This window comes from Paraburkholderia domus (assembly GCF_905220705.1).
Taxonomy (GTDB): Bacteria; Pseudomonadota; Gammaproteobacteria; order Burkholderiales; family Burkholderiaceae; genus Paraburkholderia; species Paraburkholderia domus.
In genome coordinates, this window is the sequence record NZ_CAJNAT010000001.1 from 216,736 (window position 1) to 233,623 (window position 16,888).

The 16,888-nt window shown below is 61.6% G+C and carries 17 protein-coding genes and 1 pseudogene; 6 read left to right on the forward strand and 12 right to left on the reverse strand.

Features of this window, described 5'->3' with window-relative positions; translation table 11 throughout:
- Position 1 precedes the first annotated feature (1 nt).
- Positions 2 to 871: a PaaX family transcriptional regulator gene (locus KHO31_RS00880; protein ID WP_211622503.1), complete on the reverse strand. Its 870-nt coding sequence runs from the start codon at positions 869 to 871 to the stop codon at positions 2 to 4.
- A gap of 122 nt (positions 872 to 993) precedes the next feature.
- Entirely contained in the window at positions 994 to 1,380 is a 387-nt protein-coding gene (locus KHO31_RS00885; protein WP_236061125.1) for a PaaI family thioesterase, read from the reverse strand.
- Between the two features lie 251 nt (positions 1,381 to 1,631).
- Here KHO31_RS00885 and KHO31_RS00890 point away from each other — a divergent pair, with 251 nt between their 5' ends.
- Together KHO31_RS00890 and KHO31_RS00895 are read left to right on the forward strand one after the other, a co-directional pair.
- Positions 1,632 to 2,732 (forward strand): porin, encoded by a 1,101-nt coding sequence (locus KHO31_RS00890; protein ID WP_211622506.1) that lies wholly within the window; start codon positions 1,632 to 1,634, stop codon positions 2,730 to 2,732.
- Positions 2,733 to 2,795: 63 nt separating this feature from the next.
- Positions 2,796 to 4,103 (forward strand): MFS transporter, encoded by a 1,308-nt coding sequence (locus KHO31_RS00895; protein WP_211622508.1) that lies wholly within the window; start codon positions 2,796 to 2,798, stop codon positions 4,101 to 4,103.
- Positions 4,104 to 4,127: 24 nt separating this feature from the next.
- Here KHO31_RS00895 and KHO31_RS00900 read toward each other — a convergent pair whose 3' ends face one another.
- Genes KHO31_RS00900 through KHO31_RS00910 form a run of 3 tightly spaced genes read right to left on the reverse strand, consistent with a single transcriptional unit; the run spans position 4,128 to position 6,705 of the window.
- Positions 4,128 to 4,502, reverse strand: coding sequence for a PaaX family transcriptional regulator C-terminal domain-containing protein (locus tag KHO31_RS00900; protein ID WP_211622510.1), 375 nt, complete (start codon positions 4,500 to 4,502; stop codon positions 4,128 to 4,130).
- Between the two features lie 15 nt (positions 4,503 to 4,517).
- A complete protein-coding gene (locus KHO31_RS00905) occupies positions 4,518 to 5,012 on the reverse strand; it encodes a hypothetical protein (RefSeq protein WP_211622511.1) in 495 nt (164 codons plus the stop codon).
- A 13-nt stretch (positions 5,013 to 5,025) separates the two neighbouring features.
- Positions 5,026 to 6,705, reverse strand: a complete 1,680-nt coding sequence (locus KHO31_RS00910; RefSeq protein ID WP_211622513.1) for an AMP-binding protein — start codon at positions 6,703 to 6,705, stop codon at positions 5,026 to 5,028.
- 349 nt (positions 6,706 to 7,054) lie between these two features.
- Between KHO31_RS00910 and KHO31_RS00915 the strand changes: the two genes are divergently transcribed.
- The 4 genes from KHO31_RS00915 to KHO31_RS00930 all read left to right on the forward strand — a co-directional run bounded on the left by KHO31_RS00915 (position 7,055) and on the right by KHO31_RS00930 (position 11,189).
- Positions 7,055 to 8,257, forward strand: a complete 1,203-nt coding sequence (locus KHO31_RS00915) for a cytochrome P450 (protein WP_211622515.1) — start codon at positions 7,055 to 7,057, stop codon at positions 8,255 to 8,257.
- 55 nt (positions 8,258 to 8,312) lie between these two features.
- On the forward strand, positions 8,313 to 9,416 hold the full coding sequence (locus KHO31_RS00920; protein WP_211622517.1) for a Zn-dependent alcohol dehydrogenase: 1,104 nt from the start codon (positions 8,313 to 8,315) through the stop codon (positions 9,414 to 9,416).
- A 38-nt stretch (positions 9,417 to 9,454) separates the two neighbouring features.
- Positions 9,455 to 10,870: an aldehyde dehydrogenase family protein gene (locus tag KHO31_RS00925; protein ID WP_211622519.1), complete on the forward strand. Its 1,416-nt coding sequence runs from the start codon at positions 9,455 to 9,457 to the stop codon at positions 10,868 to 10,870.
- An 82-nt stretch (positions 10,871 to 10,952) separates the two neighbouring features.
- The gene (locus KHO31_RS00930) at positions 10,953 to 11,189 is read left to right on the forward strand and encodes a ferredoxin (protein WP_211622521.1); all 237 of its coding nucleotides are present in this window, start codon (positions 10,953 to 10,955) and stop codon (positions 11,187 to 11,189) included.
- Positions 11,190 to 11,470: 281 nt separating this feature from the next.
- On the opposite strand, the gene KHO31_RS00935 is transcribed toward KHO31_RS00930, so the two are convergent.
- From KHO31_RS00935 to KHO31_RS00960, 7 genes and pseudogenes are all read right to left on the reverse strand, one after another.
- On the reverse strand, positions 11,471 to 12,385 hold the full coding sequence (locus KHO31_RS00935; protein ID WP_236061127.1) for a VOC family protein: 915 nt from the start codon (positions 12,383 to 12,385) through the stop codon (positions 11,471 to 11,473).
- An 18-nt stretch (positions 12,386 to 12,403) separates the two neighbouring features.
- Positions 12,404 to 12,619 (reverse strand): annotated as a pseudogene (locus tag KHO31_RS00940) (hypothetical protein); the annotation flags it as partial.
- Between the two features lie 210 nt (positions 12,620 to 12,829).
- Positions 12,830 to 13,210, reverse strand: coding sequence for an alpha/beta fold hydrolase (locus KHO31_RS39075; protein ID WP_236071091.1), 381 nt, complete (start codon positions 13,208 to 13,210; stop codon positions 12,830 to 12,832).
- A complete protein-coding gene (locus KHO31_RS00945; protein ID WP_236071042.1) occupies positions 13,116 to 13,703 on the reverse strand; it encodes an alpha/beta fold hydrolase in 588 nt (195 codons plus the stop codon). The genes KHO31_RS39075 and KHO31_RS00945 overlap by 95 nt, the downstream gene beginning before the upstream one ends.
- A 94-nt stretch (positions 13,704 to 13,797) precedes the next feature.
- A complete protein-coding gene (locus KHO31_RS00950; protein ID WP_201073176.1) occupies positions 13,798 to 14,595 on the reverse strand; it encodes a molybdate ABC transporter substrate-binding protein in 798 nt (265 codons plus the stop codon).
- Positions 14,596 to 14,635: 40 nt separating this feature from the next.
- Positions 14,636 to 15,577 carry an SMP-30/gluconolactonase/LRE family protein gene (locus tag KHO31_RS00955; protein WP_211622523.1) on the reverse strand — a complete coding sequence of 314 codons (942 nt, stop codon included), beginning with the start codon at positions 15,575 to 15,577 and terminating at the stop codon, positions 14,636 to 14,638.
- A gap of 4 nt (positions 15,578 to 15,581) precedes the next feature.
- Entirely contained in the window at positions 15,582 to 16,877 is a 1,296-nt protein-coding gene (locus KHO31_RS00960; RefSeq protein ID WP_201107980.1) for an MFS transporter, read from the reverse strand.
- Positions 16,878 to 16,888 lie beyond the last annotated feature (11 nt).

Sequence of the window (16,888 nt, forward strand, 5' to 3'; positions counted from 1 at the left end):
GTTACCGCGCCGGCGCGGTGCCGGTTAGCTCCGTCCACCTCGCATGGGCGGCGTCCTGCCAGCGCGCCCGAATCGTGCCTAGCTTCGCGGCGTCCTGGCGCCCCTGCCAACCGGCCGGCAACAGAATGTCCGGCAAACCGGGATCGATATAGGGCAGGCGTTGCAACTGATTGACCAGTTGCACGTGCGCAAACAGGATCGCGTCGTCGGAGCGCGGCCGCATCTTCTGGAAGATCGATGCGAGTTCGCGATAGTGTTCCGACACGCCGTCGAGATTCCATGCTCGCTGGGCGAGTTCAGCATCGCTCACCCCGAGATCGAACGATTTGCCGACAAACCCGAAGGCCACCCCCGACAGACCCAGCTCCGCAAGTACCGCCTTCGTTTCAGCCTGTCTGTTCACGTGAGGGTTGACCCACAGTGCCGGTGATGGATTGCCGAAGCCCAACCAGCTCAGCGCGCGATAGGCTTTGACGCGCATCGTGCGATGCGTTTCGGGCAAGGACAGATGCAGGACCAGCCAATGACCGTTCCACGCCTCGCCTGCCAGCGACTTCACACGCAGCGACCCCGCTGCGATCAGATCGCGGCCGCGCGTGGTCAGCGACCAGCTGGCGCGTCGGCCGTCGCGTGCATTCTCGATCCATCCCGCTGTTGCCGCACGCGCAATCGCCTGGCGAGCCGCTTTCTCGGCCACGCCAACACCTTCTAATGCGTGCAGCAAGGCAGCCGTCCACACAGGACGATCCTCGCGCACGACGAACTCGCCGAGCAGCGTCAACAGAAGCGAGCGAGCGCTGCCCGGCGTGACGCGTTCTGCGGTATCGGCTTCGTCGCCGAATTCAATTGCGTTGTGAGACGAATCTGCCATGCCGCGTTCCTGATCTGACGAACGTAAAAATGGAGGGTGCTGTAAAAACGTCCGATGGTAGGCAGTTTGCCACGGCTACGTCAAGCAGCGAAGCGCGCCCACGTGAGCCGCTGCCCTCTGCTTCACGCCGCAAACGTGGCGTGGCTGAACACGCCTTGCGCGGTGGCGATAAGCACACCGCTATCGGTCCACGCCTCGCCGTTGGCAAAGAACACTGAACGGCCTTCGCGCTGAACGTAGCCCTTGCCGACGATATGCGTGCCCACGCCCTTCTCCAGATACGAGAGCGTCAGCGAAAGGGTCGAGCCGACGCGCTGCTTCCCCGCTTCGCGATTGAACAGACCCGCGAGGCCACACACCGAATCCAGCAGCGCGGCGGTCACACCGCCGTGCAGAATGCCACCGGAATTCTGCAGGCTCGGCGTGACCGGTAAAACGATCTCGGCATAGCCGTCACGCCACACTTCGACCCTTGCACCAAGCAGATCGATGAACGGATTGAGCTTCATGTGTCCCTGCTCCATGGTGGATTGGCGAACGCATTCCCCGACGCCAGAAATCGGTGCTTAAGGGTAAACACGTCGCTGCATAAATGCTACATGCGATGTAAATTGATATCGCATAATGTAGCACATCAGAAGCGCTCCGCAAACGACCCATGTTCCGCGATGAACGAATCGCGGCGACGAAAAGCGCCACCCCAGATCACTTTCCTTAGTCCTACGTATAACAAAAAAATCTTGATCATTTGGAGACGTTGATGAAGAAGATTGCCTTAGGCATGACCTGTCTTGCGTTCACAGGCGCCGCGCACGCGACTGTGACGCTCTATGGCCTGATCGACGCGGGCCTCACCTATACCAACAATCAGAAAGGATCATCGAACTGGCAGACCGCCAGCAGCGTGATGCAGGGCGACGCCTGGGGACTGCGTGTCACTGAAGACCTGGGCGGTGGATTGACAAGCGTCGCGGTGTTGGAAAGCGGTTTCAACCTGTTCGACGGCACTTTCATGCAAGGCGGCCGCGAATTTGGCAGGCAAGCGTATCTTGGCCTGTCGAATCAGTACGGCACGGTGTCGGTCGGCCGGCAATACGACCTGATCGCGGATTTCGTCATCCCGGTCAGCTCGGTACCGTATCTCGGTGTCTATTCCGGGCATGTTCAGGATAACGACAACCTCCAGCACACGTTCCGTCTTAGCAACGCCGTCAAATACATCAGTCCGAGCTACGGTGGCTTTTCGTTCGGCGGTATTTACGCATTCGGTAATGAGGCAGGCTCGTTTGCGACCAACCGGGTGTGGAACGTCGGGGCAAGCTACAAACACGGTGGGCTTTCGATTGCCGCGGCCTATGAGGATCTGAACCAACCCGCCGGCAACACGACGGGCGCGGTGGGTGTGTCCGGGACTTCCGGCTCGGATTATCCGTCGCTTCCGGCTCTCTACGAGACTGGCACCGTACTCAAACAACAGATCGCGGTCGTGTCCGGTAACTACCAGATCGGCAAATTCACCGTCGGTGCGACCTACAGCCATGTGCGTTTCGACGTCACCACCTCGCCCGTGAATGTCGACAACTTTGAAGTCTTCGGCAGTTACGCGGCGAGTCCCGCGCTGTTTCTGACCACCGCGCTCGCACAGAGCAACGTCAAGCTGGTGGATTCCGGCATGAAGCCGAAGTACCAGCAAGTCAGCGGCACCGTGGATTACTTCCTCTCCAAACGCACTGACGTCTACACGTCGATCTCTTACCAGCATGCGGGTGGCGATGCCAAGGTGGCCAACCTGTACTCGCTGCCGGCTTCCTCCACGACCAATCAGCTCGCGGTACGCATCGGTTTGCGGCACAAATTCTAGGTCACGCGGCGTCGCTCCTGTTGCCCTCCCGCCACCGCACGTGCAAGCTCAAAGGAAAACCAAATGCAACCGACTTATGAAGCGCCCGGCATCGCGTTGCCCGTTGCAACGACGGCGTCGATATACCGGAAGATCACCTGGCGGCTGATTCCGTTTCTCTGTCTTTGCTATCTCGCCGCGTATCTCGACCGCATCAACATCGGTCTGGCGAAGTTACAGATGTCGGTCGATCTGCACTTCAGCGAAACGGTCTATGGACTCGGCGCGGGGCTCTTCTTCGTCGGCTATGTCGCGTTGGAAGTGCCAAGCAACCTGCTGCTGCACCGCTTCGGCGCGCGACTCTGGATCAGCCGCATCATGATCACCTGGGGTGCGTTGTCGATGTGCACGTTGCTCGTGACCACGCCAACGCAGTTCTATGTCGTGCGCTTTCTGCTCGGCGCGGCCGAGGCGGGGTTTCTGCCCGGCGTGCTGCTCTATCTGACGCAGTGGTATCCGCCGGATTTGCGTGGCCGCGCAGTTGGGCTGTTTCTGATGGGGCTGCCGCTTGCGAGTCTGATCGGCAACCCGCTGTCAGGCTGGATCATGGGTGCCTCCGCCGGCGTGCATGGCTGGACGGGCTGGCAATGGTTGTTCTTTCTCGAAGGCATCCCGTCGATCATGCTCGGGCTGCTGGTTCTGATGCTGCTGCCGCGCGACGCCCAGGCGGCGACCTGGCTGACTGCAAGCGAAAAAGACGCGCTGCGCGGCGATCTGGCACGCCATCCGCCGATGCTGAAGCACGAAGGCGCCGGCCCGGCGTTGCGTAACGGCTATGTGTGGGTGCTGTCGCTGATCAACATGACGCTGGCGCTGATCATCTACGTGATTGGCTTCTGGCTGCCGACCATTATTCGCGAGTCGGGCGTACAAGGCAGTCTGCGGATCGGCCTCCTCACCGCGATCCCGAGCCTCGCGGCGATCCTGTTGATGCTGGTGCTCGCGAAACGTTCGGATAAACATCGCGAGCGGCGCTGGCACCTGATCATTCCGCTGTTCACCGCGGGCGTCTGCATCCCCATAGCGGCACGCTTTCTCGACAACACATTCATCACGCTCGCACTCCTGACTGTCGCCAATGCGTGCATTTTTGCGTCGTTTCCCGTGTTCTGGGCGATACCCGGCAGTCTGCTGAAAGGACGCGCCGCGGCAGCAGGCATTGCGCTCATCAACTCGGTGGCCAACCTCGGTGGGTTCTTCGCGACCTTCCTCATCGGCTGGATCAAGGATGCCACGCATAGCGTCAGCGCCGGGCTCGTGGTATTCGCCGGGCTCGCCATGCTGGGCTGCCTGCTCACGTTCCTGCTGCCAGCCAGGATCACCAACCGCTAGCGCAACGAGTCGACACGACGCCGCTCAGAGCACCGGCGCGGCGCCCGCGAGTTGCCCCCAACGAGCATGCGCCGCGCCGCTCCATTGCTCGCGCAACGACTCGAGCTTCGCGGCCACCTCGCGGCCCCGCCAGCGCGACGGCAGCAAGGCGGCTGGCAAACCTGGATCGATGAACGGCACGCGCTGCCACGCGTTCACCAGTTTGACGTGCGTGAACAGCACCGAGTCATCGGAGCGAGGCCGCAGCTTGCCGAACTGTTCGAGCAGCGAGTCATAGTGTGCCGCGACCGACTCCAGGTCCCATGACTTTTCGACCAACTGCCGGTCCGTCAAACCGAAACGCAACCCGGACCCAGCGAATGCGCACGTGAAGGCGGCCAGACCCAGTTTCTCGACCACGCGATGCGTCTCTTCTTAACGTTCCGTGTGCGGATTGACCCAGATACCCGGCATCGGATTGCCGAAACCCGCCCACGACAGCGCGCGATAGAGCTTGATGCGCTCGGGCCGATGCGATTCCGGCAGCGAAATCGCGACGACCAGCCAGCGGCCGTCCCATGGCGCATTGCGGCTCATCGACTGCACGCGCTGCGCACCTTCGTCGATGATGCGGCGGCCGTGCCCGGTCAGCGACCAGCAGGTCTCCCTGCCGACCCGGTGCGCCTCGATCCATCCCGACGCCCCCGCGCGCGCGATCGCCTGACGCACCGACTTTTCCGTGATCCCGATTCCGCCCATCGCGTGAACGAGCGTGGCGGTCCAGACCGCGCGTCCACCGGGCCGAACGAATTCGCCGAGCAAAGTGAGCAGCAAAGAGCGAGCGCTACCGGAATTCATGCGCCGCGCAGCGGTATCCGCGGAGGCGGCACGCGTCGAGGTGTCTGTCGCGAGGGCGAGGCGTGCGCTCATGAGGCCAACCTGATCAACCGACCGGTTGCACGGGCGTCTTCGTGGCAACTAGCCCACGATGGCCGCCACCCAGGATCTGCTCGCGCAGCACGTGCCTGCGCACTTTGCCGCTCGCGGTGAGCGGCCATTCGTCGATGAAGAACCAGACGGCAGGCGTTTTGTAGGCGGCGAGACGGCTGCGGCACCACGCATGCAAGCCGTCGACAAATGCCGCGCAAGGAGGCGCCGCATCAGGAGCCGTCCCGTCGTTAGCCGAGAGCCGTATGACTGCCGCCACGACTTCACCCCACCGCTCGTCGGGCAGACCTATCACGCACACGTGCGCAATGCCGGGATGATCGAACAGCACCTCTTCGATCTCACGCGGATAGATATTCTCGCCGCCGCGAATGATCATGTCCTTGAGCCGGCCCGTGACGCGTACATAGCCGCGCTCATCCATTGCTCCGAGATCGCCGGTATGAAGCCAGCCGTCTTCGCGCAGCGTGGCGCCGGTCGCATCGGCCGCGTTGAAATAGCCTTTCATGGTCTGATAGCCGCGCGCGCAGATTTCGCCCGACGTATCGAGCGGCAACACTTCGCCCGAGATCGGGTCGGCAATTTTCAGTTCCATCTGCGGTAACGGACGGCCTACTGTTTCGGCCTGATCCTCCGGCGAGTCGTCGCCGCCGGTTTGCGTAATGACGCCGTTCAGTTCCGTCTGACCGAAGAGGATCGAAAACTTGCAGCCGAACGTCGTGGTCGTCCGCCTGACGAGCGTCGCAGGGACAGCCGACGCGCCAGAGAGAATCAGCTTGAGCGACGAAAGATCGCGGCGCGGCCGGTCCGGATGATCGAGCATCGCAACCAGCATTGTGGGCACGACCAGCGTGGCCGTACCCCCTTCGCTTTCGATCATTTCCAGCATCTTCGCGGCATCGAAGCCCGGCATCAGCACGAAGGTCCCGCGTTGCGCCAGCGCACCGACTGCGGACACCCCGCAGCCGCCCACATGAAACAACGGCATCGCGTTAATCCACACGCCGCCGTCGCCGAAGCCCGCGCGCAACGCGGCGAAGCGCGATGCGTTGACGATGCCGCGTTGATGCAGACAGGCGCCTTTGGGAAATCCCGTGGTGCCGGACGTGTATTGAATCTGCACCATGTCGCCGGGGGCGATTGCCGGCAGCGGCGTGCTCGCGCTGGCCGAATCGACGAAGTCCTCCCAGTCGCTCAGACACACCGTTTCGCGCAGATGCGGCAGGCGCGCGCGCACCGACGAGAGGACCGCCGACAGATCGTTATTGCGGTAGACCGATGCGTAGAAGACGCCAGCGACTTCCGACGTCTTCAGAACGTGCGTGAGTTCGTCCGCGAGAAAAGCCGGGTTGACCGGCACCAGAACGATTCCCGCGAGCCCCGCGCCGTATTGCAACAGGATCCACTCGGGGCAGTTCGGCGCCCACACCGCAATCCGCTCGCCGGACGCGAAACGGGAAAGTAGCGCATGGGCCACCTGCTCGGCCGCTTCGAGCAACGCGCGATAACTCCACCGCCGCCGCACCGCGTGGTCTTCGATTCCTTCGACCAGTGCGATGCGCTCCGGCACCTCGGCCGCTGCCTTACGCAACAGATCGCCGAGGGTGCAGTCCAGCACCTCGACCGATGTGTCTTTCGCCCAGTACGAGCCGGCCAATCCAACCTCCACGCCCATCGCTTCGCTCCATCGATTGTAGTGAATGCGGGCTGTGGCGCGCCATGTTTGTTACGGGCTGCAGGAACACCGCGCTGCACACAGAATTTAGTCTACCTACTTCGCTCCCATGTTCATTTTTGTGTAGAACATAACCAAGTCTAGTTCATCGCTTGCGTCAACCTCGATAGGTGTAAACGCGGCATCGGCGTAGCGACCTTTGCCAGCAGGTTATCGGCGATCTCCGACGACAGCCGGAAGGTATTTTGCCGTTCCGAATACCCCGTAAAACGTTCTACACACTTTGACATTTTGGATTGTTATATGTAGTGTTAACTGCACGTGACAGGGAACGACACCGGAGACACTCATGAGCGACACAACGAACGCAGGCAACGTAAAAGACGGCTACGACATCTTCGCGGGCGACTACGCCAACGACCCAGACGCGCTGTGGGCTGCAATGCGGCAAGGCGGTTGCCCCGTGGCGCACAGTGACAAGTGGGGCGGCTCATGGGTCGTCACCCGTTATGACGACGTGCGCGACATCGCTCACGACGGCGCGCGCTTTTCGTCACGCGCCGTCGAAGTGGCCGGACCGATTCCGGAAATCGGACATGAACTCTTTTTGCCGCCGCTCACGTCGAGTCCTGAAGACCACAAGGCGCATCGCGATCTGCTCGCGCCTTTCTTCACGCCCGCGAAGATTGCCGAACTGGAGCCGTTCGTGCGCGACGAAGCACGCCGGCTCGCCACCGCCATCGCCGAGCGAGGTGAAGGCGATGCCGTCGGCGATTTCGCGCGCCCGCTCGCGCTCTCGGTGATATCGCACATTCTCAAGGTCCCGCTCGACGCGCAGAACCGTTTTGTCGATTGGGTCGTCAGACTGGTCCGGCTTGGCCCGCTCGACCAGAAGGTGCGCAGCGCCGTCGTGCAGGAAAAGCTGGCGTATCTGGAGAAGCTTCTCGAGGAACGCGCGGGCGCGCCGGGAGACGATCTGATCAGCTATCTCGCCCATGCCAAGCTGAACGGCGAACCGCTCAGTCGCAAGCACATGCTGGGCAGCCTGTTCCTGCTCGTTTTGGCCGGAGCGGATACGACCTGGAGCGCGATGGGCGCGAGCCTGTGGCACCTCGCATCGCACCCAGACGATCGCGCGCAGCTGTTGGCGCAGCCGGACATGATGCGCACCACTGCGGTCGAAGAATTGTTGCGCGCTTATGCGCCGGTTTCGATTGCGCGCCTGACCTCGGAGCCGGTCGAACTGCACGGCCGCTGCATTGCCGCGCAGGAACGCGTGATTCTGCCGTTGGCCGCCGCCAATCGCGATCCGGCCGTGTTCGACGAGCCCGACACCGTCAAGCTCGATCGCAAACGCAACCGGCATCTGACGTTCTCCTCCGGCGAGCATCGCTGCCTCGGCTCGAACGTGGCGCGCCTCGAATTGCGCGTGGCGCTCGAAGAATGGTTGCGTGTGGTGCCGAATTTCCATCTCACCGCGCCGGACGCGGTCGAATGGACCGCCGGTCAAACGCGCGGACCGGAACAGGTTCTGATCGCTGTCGACCGCTGACTGGCCGGCATACCCGCCCATCGTCCCTCTACTCTCCGCGAAAACATCCTCACCTATGAAAACGCAAGCCGCCGTCCTCACCCGTCCGGGCGAACCGATCCGGATGATCGATCTGGATCTCGAACCGCCGCGCGCCGGCGAAGTGCTCGTCGCAATCGGCGCATCGGGTGTCTGTCATTCCGATCTGTCCGTCTTCACCGGGCGCCTGCCCAATCCATTGCCCGTCGTTCTCGGTCACGAAGGCGCCGGCACGGTCGTCGAAGTCGGCGAAGACGTGACCGAACTCGCTGCGGGCGATCGCGTCGTGTTGAGCTGGCTCACCCAATGCGGCCGATGCTTCTACTGCCAGCACGAGCAGCCGTCGCTGTGCGACTCGGGCACAGCGGCGATGGCGCGCGGCACGATGCCTGACGGCACGACTCGCTACCGATGGAACGGCGAGCCGGTCTATCACATGGCCGGGCTCGGAACCTTCTCGAGGCATTGCGTCGTGCCCGCCCGCGCCGCTGTCAAACTGCCGCCCGAGATGGATCTCGCCCCAGCTTCATTGATCGGGTGCGGCGTGCTGACCGGGTTCGGCGCGGCGGTCAACACGGCCCGCGTCGCGGTCGGCGAATCGATTGCAGTGATCGGTTGCGGCGGGGTCGGTCTGAACGCGATACAAGGCGCGCGTATCAGCGGCGCGAGCCAGATCATCGCGATCGATCCGAGTGAGGAACGGCTCGCGTTCGCCCGTGAATTCGGCGCGACGCTGACGCTACAGCCAGGCGCCGACCTGATCCGCCAGATTCGCAAGGCGACAGAGGGACGCGGCGTGGATGCGGCCATCGAGGTGGTCGGCCATCAGGACACAGTGCGCGACGCGATCCGCATGACGCGGCGTGGCGGCCGTGCCGTGCTGGTCGGTGCGGGCCCCGACGATGTGGTGGTCAACGTGCCGTCGTTTACCGGCATCGTCATGACCGAGAAAACCATTCGCGGTTCGCTTTACGGTTCCGCGCACGTTCATCGCGAAGTGCAACGCCTGATTGGTCTCTACGAACAGAAACTGTTGAAGCTCGACGAACTGGTGACCCGCACGTTCGAGTTTCCCGCCGTCAACGATGCACTCGACTACTGTGCATCTGGACGCGGCGCACGCGCCGTCTTGCGGTTCTGACCGAACGCAACGCCACCCTTTTCCAATCTGGAGCTTTTATGAGCCTCTACAACATGACGATCGACGGCGGCGAGACGACCGCTGCCTCGTGGTTCGACGTCGTCAATCCCGCCACCGGCGAGGTCTTTGCGCAGGCCCCACAATGCACACAGGATCAGCTCGACGACGCGATGGCCAGTGCGGCGCGCGCTTTCGTGTCGTGGGGCGTAAGCGACGACAGCGTGCGCCGCGCGGCGCTGCAAGGCATTGCTAATGCATTGATCGCGGCACAGCTGGAGCTTGCTGAACTGGTGACAAAAGAACAAGGCAAGCCGCTCATGGCGGCCGCCTTCGAAGTGACCGAGACCGCGCGCTGGTTCAGCTATTTCGCGGAGCTGCCGCTGCAGCCGGAGACGCTCCAGGACGATGCACGGGGTCGGGCAGTGCTCGTGCGCCGTCCGCTGGGCGTCGTTGCCGCGATCACGCCGTGGAATTTCCCGTTGCTTCTTCTCGGGATGAAGCTCGCACCCGCACTGCTCGCGGGCAATACGATCGTGTTGAAGCCTTCGCCGTTCACGCCATTGTCGACACTCGCCGCCGGGCGAATCATCGCCGGGCATTTGCCATCTGGTGTACTGAACGTGGTCAGCGGCGGCGACGCGCTGGGTGCGTGGATGACCGGTCATCCGACAGTTCGCAAGATCAGCTTTACAGGATCCGTTGCAACGGGCAAAGCGGTCGCCGCTGCCGCATCTCCGGATCTGAAGCGCATCACCCTCGAACTGGGCGGCAACGACGCCGCGATCGTGCTGGATGATGCCGATCCCTCACGCGTCGCGGCCGGCATTTTCTGGGGAGCGTTCACGAACAACGGGCAGATTTGCGCGGGAATCAAACGCGTCTACGTACCGGACCGGCTGCACGATGCGGTGGTCGAAGCGCTCGCTGAGCGCGCCCGTCGCGCACGGGTTGGCAACGGCATGGACGATGGCGTGCAGCTCGGTCCGATCAACAACAAGCCACAGTTCGAGCGGGTGTCGAGCCTCGTCGCCGATGCATTGGCTGACGGCGCACTGGCGGCCGCCGGCGGACACGCGATGGACAGGCCGGGCTACTTCTTCGAGCCGACGATTTTGCACGAGGCGCGTGAGGGCATGCGCATCGTCGATGAAGAGCAGTTCGGTCCGGCGTTACCCGTTCTGCGCTACAGCGATCTCGACGAAGCGATCGCACGGGCCAATGCAACGCCGTACGGATTGTCCGGATCGGTGTGGAGCTCGGACGAGGAGCGTGCGGCACGCGTGGCCGCCCAGCTCGATTGCGGAAGCGCGTACGTCAATACGCACCTGGTCGTGCAGCCGCATTTACCGTTCGGCGGCTGGAAATGGAGCGGCATCGGCATAGAGAACGGCCCATGGGGACTCGACGCGTTCTGTTCGCTTCAGGTCCGCTATTGCCCTCGCGGCCGCTCGTGACGGTACGCCAGCCGCGGCAGTCTATTGCTGGAAACAGTCGCGGGTCTTCACGATCTCATATCGCACACTACAGGTGACCACCATGAAGATAGGCATTACGCCGGGCCTCTGTCACGGCCACAACAATTGCAGCCGTCTTGCCCCGGAACTGTTTGGACTCGACAGTGGTGGCTACGCTACCGTACGAATTCAATCGACACTGCCGAAGGAATTGGAAGAGTTGGCGGAACTCGCGGCTGAGAATTGCCCCGAGTGTGCGATATATGTAGAGACAGCGGACGAGGCCGGCGAACGTACGGCCGAAGAGCGGTCGTCGTAGTCATCAATTCGGCGCCAAAGCCGGTAACCCATCGGGAAATCGCCCGTTTTTGCGCCGCCGGCCTCGTGGCCGGCGGCGCCAGTCCATTTCCATCACCGCACACACCAGGTTTGACTCCCGCTCTGCCTGAACACGGCCTACCCATACTTCGCTACGACGCCCTGAGTGATTCACATTGGCGCCGCTCCGGCCCTTCACATCGGGGACCTCCCGATCAGGCTTATGCAAATCAACGGCACAACTACGGTACTCGCTTCTCTCAGTCAGGTTCGCCCTACCAATCAGAACACCCCGCCAAACCCCTCGTCGCTCATTCTGTAGTTACGGTTTGTTAGATCCGGGTTCCGGTTCACCAAGGGTCTCGCGTACAGTGGATGTCGCAAACTGCGCACCTCGTGCTCAAGCGTGAAGCAATGCCTTCCACTTACAGGATCGACGAGCTCGGCGAAGCGATATTGGTGCGTCTCCTCCCCATAACTCAACCCGCGACCGGCGAGCCGCTCATAAGGTCCGGAGAAATCGGATACATAGAGCTGAATGTGATGCCCATCGTATTCCTGGCTTGCCGAGAGGGTTTCCGCGTAGACGAGTTGTTGATGCCTACCGACCGCGATCACGGCTTGTAGCGAACCGTTGCGCTCAAGTACGTCGACGGACGCATCGAATATCTCCCGATAGAACCCAGCAATCGACATCGCACAGCCGACGGGCACATCGAGTTGCACATACCCGATGCCAAGGTCAATGCCCGCCCACGGGTCGCTCGCTGTGCATGCATCAGGATCGAGGCAGTCGTAACGATTCCCCCATGGACAGACCACTTCCACGCGGTCGTCCCGCTCGGTCCATCCGAATCGGGTCTGCTCCAGCACGGGCTCGACGGCGCGTAGCCGCTCGATCAGCGGCGCGCGCTTGCCCACCATCAGCCCAACATGCCCGCGAAGACGCTGTGGGTCGCCGTGTGGCAAGTGAATCTGCGAGCGGCCGACGTTGATCCACATGTTGGTCACTCCCGTCATCAGGAAGGGATCGCGCGTCAGACCGAGTGCACTGACATAAAACGCGGTCGCGAGACGCTGGTCCGGGATCGTGAGATTGACGTGTTCCAGCAGCACAAGATTGCCGATGTCTTCACGTGCGTAATTGGAAAGCCCCATCTGTTTGCCCTCGAAAGATTGACGCGGTAGATCAAACATACACCACTCGAGCGGCCCTCACGACATCCTTCCCGCGGCGCCTGCCTCGGGCAATTCGATGCGCTTGACATCGCCGAGAATGAAGATGTACGACGCCGCGCCCAGCACAGCCACGGCGCCGATGAACATGAGCCCCCAATAGAACGAACCCGTGATCGCAACGATTGTGCCGATCACGATCGGCGTGGCGATCCCGGCTATGTTGGCGGTGAAGTTGAAGATACCGCCAGTCAGGTTCTGGTGCAAACAGCCGGTGAAGCCGCGACGTCTCCAATACGTATGGATGCCTTATTTATTGAACAGGACAGCATATCAGCCTATTTGCACCAGAACCCGTGGGATGATAACGTCGCTGCGACGATCAAAGCACCGCTGTACTTTACGAGTTTCATTGTGTTTCTCCTCAAGCATCCTTGTGGCGGGACAAGGCGACTATCTCTGTGATCACTGTGCGTAAATGCGACGCGCAAAATGCGCGATTGCGGCGCTCATCGCGCGCGGCTGCTCGGGTGCCATCGCATGACCGGCATCATCGATAACCTGGACCGTCACGCGCTCGCCCAGCATCGGCTTGAATACATTCGGCACGACCACGGCGTCGTACTGAGCCTGCAGATCCAGGATAGGAACCGAACCGCCAGCGAAATAGGCGTCAACAGGGGTAATGTCCCGCGCGTGGGCCTGCGCCTCGTGCGCTTGTGGGAACCACCCGGTCAACCACGGTCGCGGATCATGACCCGGGGCAAAGAACGCCTGCCGGAGGTACGTGAGTCGCTGCGATTCGGGTAGCGCCAGATTTCCCGAACCGTCGATCGCCTCGCGCAACCGTCCATAGGGTTTCTCCGTCGAGCCCGGAGGCAGTTTGCCTGCCGACGCGGCAGCCATCACCAGGGCCGCGCACGAGATCGGGACGATCGACTGCCAGCATGCGCGCCGGCTGGCTGCCCCACGCGTGTCCAACGACCACAACCGGGCCAGTCTTTTCCTGGTCGAGTACGGATGCGACATCTGCGGCGAACGCATGCATGTCAACCTCCATTGGCCCTTTGCTCTGCCCTATGCCGCGGGGCTCGGGGCGCAGGACGCGAAAGCCGTCGGTCGCCAGCAGCCGGGCAACCTCGTCATAGTCCTCAGCGGAGCGACCCAACGACGGCAGGATGACAATGACGGGACCTTTGCCCTGACTGATGGTCTCAATCCGTACGTCGCCCCGCTTGACTATTGTTCGCTCAATTCTCTGACTCGATACTGAAGGCGTGGTGCAGGCCGTGCTCAAGCCTGCGAGTAAAACCAGGATTGCGATTCTTTTAAATGTCATGACGTCTCCTTCGGGCCTCGCGGGGTCCAATATGGAAAATTAAGGTTGAGCCTGCGGTCCGTAGTGGGGGCCGCAGTACACGAGCGAATGCGCTTTATTTGCTCTCGGCTACCGGATCAAGTCCGGTCTTTTCAAGCGTTGCCGAGGCCGCTGGTGTTTTCAGATATGCGATGAGCGCTTCAGCCGCCGCACGTTCTTTTGCGTCACGCGCTACTGCAACGGATATGACACTCGTCTTCTGAACTTCCTGCGGAAGCGGCCCGACATACTGGATTCCATCGATGGCGCGAAGCTCGCTGATCTGCTGGAGGCCGAGTTCCGCGTCGCCCCGCCTGACAGCATTTCCGACCAGTTCTTTTCCTTTGATCTGGATGCTCTTTGCTTTCATCTGATCCGCGATGCCAAGCTTCGGAAACAACGTGCCGGTGATATAGGCTCCACTCGCGCCTTCGGAGAACGCCACTGACTTCGCCGCCAGCAGTGCATTGCGCAGCTGTTCCACCGTACTCACGTCCGGCTTCGGCGCGCCAGCCATCACCGCAACACCTATGCGCGACTGCGCCACATCAACGCGCGATTGCGCAATGAATTTGCCTTGCCTGATCTGTCCATCAAGCGCAGCACCCATCATGAAACAGACATCCATCGCTTCGCCATTCCTGATGCGCATAGGCAGTGCGTCCGCAGAAGTCCCATAGGAAGGGCCCCATGAAACGATGAGGTGATTACCCGTCTCGCGCTCGTAGCCTGGTCCGAGAGTCCGGAAAGCGGCAGACAGGGCGCCCGTGGCCAGAACATGAACATCGGCCGCGTGCGCCGATGCCGCCGTGAGTGTCGCCCAGGACAACGCAATCAGTAACTTCGCGTGAAAGGGCTTTCTTTTCGACACCATCGTTTTGTCTCCTTGATTAATTTAATTTTATTTGCCGGCATCAGACGGTGCCGCGTGTGTTCACGTAGAGCGAATAAAGGGACGATGTAGCCGCCATGAAGAGGCGATTGTGATCACGCCCACCGAAACACAGGTTTGCACATCGTTCCGGCAATCCGATGTGACCAATCGCGGCGCCATCCGGCGCGAATATGCGTACGCCATCCAGTTCGGCCGTGCCGGTGCCCCACCCACACCAGAGATTTCCGTCGACGTCCACCCGAAAACCGTCAGGCGTGCCGTCTCCTGAGTCGATGAGCACTCTCCCGTCCCGGAGACTTCTTCTGTCTTCCACGTTGAAAGCAAGGATGGTCCGCGGACGGGCACGCGATGCCACGACATACAGGATCCGCTCGTCCGGTGAGAACGCGAGGCCATTCGGCCCGGGCACATCGTCCGCGACACAGGTGATGGAGCCGTTACCGGGATCGACTCGGTAAATGCTTGCCGGAAGCTGGGCCTCCGCGATCTGGCCCATGTAATCACTAACCAGTCCAAACGGGGGGTCAGTAAACCAGACGGCGCCGTCGCCTGATACGACCACATCGTTCGGCGAATTCAACGGCTTGCCCTGGTAGCTGTCCGCGATGACGGTTACCCGGCCGTCATATTCCGTGCGCGTAACGCGTCGCTGCCCGTGTTCGCAGGCGATGAGTCGTCCCTGCCGGTCGCGGGTGAGGCCGTTGGCCTTACTGGACGGGGCACGATAGGGCGCGACCGCGCCCGTCTGTTCGTCCCAGCGCAGGATCCGGTCGTTAGGAAGGTCTGTCCAGAGCAGCGCGCGGGCGTCGCCGAACCAGACGGGGCCTTCACCCCATCGGGTCCCGGTCCACAGGCGCTCAACGGTCGCATGTGCAAGCCGGTAACGCTCAAAGCGTTTGTCCAGAATGATGATCGATGGATCGGGCGTGCGCATGCTGCGCTGCCAGATACTGTCAGCCATGGCCTTAATCCTCCTTGATGATTTTTCTGAGAACAAGCGTCAGGACTGTGGCAAGCACCAGCATGCTTCCCATACCGATCAACCCCGCCTTGAACGAGCCTGTGACGTCCTTGAGCCAGCCCACCATGTACGGACCGCAGAGGCCACCAAGACTACCCACTGCATTGATGAAGGCGAGGCCTCCCGCCCGTGCTTCCTGGCTGAGAAACGTGGCTGGAATGCTGTAGAAGCAGGTCCTGACGGATGACAGCCCGACTAATGCAGCGGTCAGTCCTATCATGGCCGGCATCAGACTGTCCGATGCTACCGAACCAAAAAATCCGATCGCCGCGAGCCCGCATGTCAATGCGAGATGCTTCACGTACCGGCGCGACTTCGCTACCACACGAGCCCACGTCAGCATCGCAACACTCGCGACGACATAAGGGAGCGCGGTCGCAAAACCGACCTGGGTGTCCGACAGGTGATGGGTCTTGAGAATCGTGGGAAGCCATACCCCGATCCCCAGGATACCGATGATGTAGCTGAACAGGATCGCAGCCAGCAGCCAGACGCGGGTGTCCCGGAGCGAACGGGAGAAGCTGTGCTCGCCGGGACGGCCCTGCTGCTCATTGCTGATCGCCGATTGGAGCGCCGCACGTTCATCAGGAGTTAGCCATTTCGCCTTGTCTGGGGTGTCTGTAAGAACAATGAGGCACAGGGCACCGAGAACACAGGCTGGCAGCCCTTGAAGGATAAAGAGCCATTGCCATCCATGCAGGCCGAACGACCCGTCCAGCTTCAGCATGGAAACAGAAAGCGGGCCGCTGAATACCGATGAAAGCGGAATCGCTGCCAGAAACCATCCCATCATGCGCGTGCGATACTGGGATGGAAACCAGAGCGTCAGGTAGAAGATCACTCCCGGGAAGAACCCAGCCTCGCCGATCCCGGCAAGCAGGCGGATAAGCGAATAACTCGTGGCACCTGCTGCGAGACTCGTGGCAGCAGCAAACAGTCCCCAACTGATCATGATTCTCGCCAGCCATTTGCGCGCACCGTATCGATAGAGCGCGAGGTTGCTGGGTACTTCAAACAGGCAGTATCCGACATAGAAAATGCCTGCCGCGAAGCCGAACTCCGAAGCTGTCAAGCCGAGGTCGCGGTTCATGGTCAGGGCGGCAAAGCCGACGTTAGTACGGTCCAGATAATTGACAAAGTACGCCAGAGCGAGGAGAGGCACCAGCCGCCATGCCGCCTTCCGGCAGGCTGATTGTTCGGCGTCAGACGAGGCCACGGCATCGGTTGCTATCGATTGCATTGAAAAGTCCA

Bases quoted from the DNA above. Each gene is read 5' to 3' on its own strand.
- KHO31_RS00890 (WP_211622506.1), top strand. From the start codon at position 1,632: ATGAAGAAGATTGCCTTAGGCATGACCTGTCTTGCGTTCACAGGCGCC.
- KHO31_RS00905 (WP_211622511.1), bottom strand. From the start codon at position 5,012: ATGAGCGCACGCCTCGCCCTCGCGACAGACACCTCGACGCGTGCCGCC.
- KHO31_RS00885 (WP_236061125.1), bottom strand. From the start codon at position 1,380: ATGAAGCTCAATCCGTTCATCGATCTGCTTGGTGCAAGGGTCGAAGTG.
- KHO31_RS00960 (WP_201107980.1), bottom strand. From the start codon at position 16,877: ATGCAATCGATAGCAACCGATGCCGTGGCCTCGTCTGACGCCGAACAA.
- KHO31_RS00955 (WP_211622523.1), bottom strand. From the start codon at position 15,577: ATGGCTGACAGTATCTGGCAGCGCAGCATGCGCACGCCCGATCCATCG.
- KHO31_RS00950 (WP_201073176.1), bottom strand. From the start codon at position 14,595: ATGGTGTCGAAAAGAAAGCCCTTTCACGCGAAGTTACTGATTGCGTTG.
- KHO31_RS00910 (WP_211622513.1), bottom strand. From the start codon at position 6,705: ATGGGCGTGGAGGTTGGATTGGCCGGCTCGTACTGGGCGAAAGACACA.
- KHO31_RS00915 (WP_211622515.1), top strand. From the start codon at position 7,055: ATGAGCGACACAACGAACGCAGGCAACGTAAAAGACGGCTACGACATC.
- KHO31_RS00930 (WP_211622521.1), top strand. From the start codon at position 10,953: ATGAAGATAGGCATTACGCCGGGCCTCTGTCACGGCCACAACAATTGC.
- KHO31_RS00920 (WP_211622517.1), top strand. From the start codon at position 8,313: ATGAAAACGCAAGCCGCCGTCCTCACCCGTCCGGGCGAACCGATCCGG.
- KHO31_RS00880 (WP_211622503.1), bottom strand. From the start codon at position 871: ATGGCAGATTCGTCTCACAACGCAATTGAATTCGGCGACGAAGCCGAT.
- KHO31_RS00925 (WP_211622519.1), top strand. From the start codon at position 9,455: ATGAGCCTCTACAACATGACGATCGACGGCGGCGAGACGACCGCTGCC.
- KHO31_RS00895 (WP_211622508.1), top strand. From the start codon at position 2,796: ATGCAACCGACTTATGAAGCGCCCGGCATCGCGTTGCCCGTTGCAACG.
- KHO31_RS00935 (WP_236061127.1), bottom strand. From the start codon at position 12,385: ATGTTTGATCTACCGCGTCAATCTTTCGAGGGCAAACAGATGGGGCTT.
- KHO31_RS00945 (WP_236071042.1), bottom strand. From the start codon at position 13,703: ATGACATTTAAAAGAATCGCAATCCTGGTTTTACTCGCAGGCTTGAGC.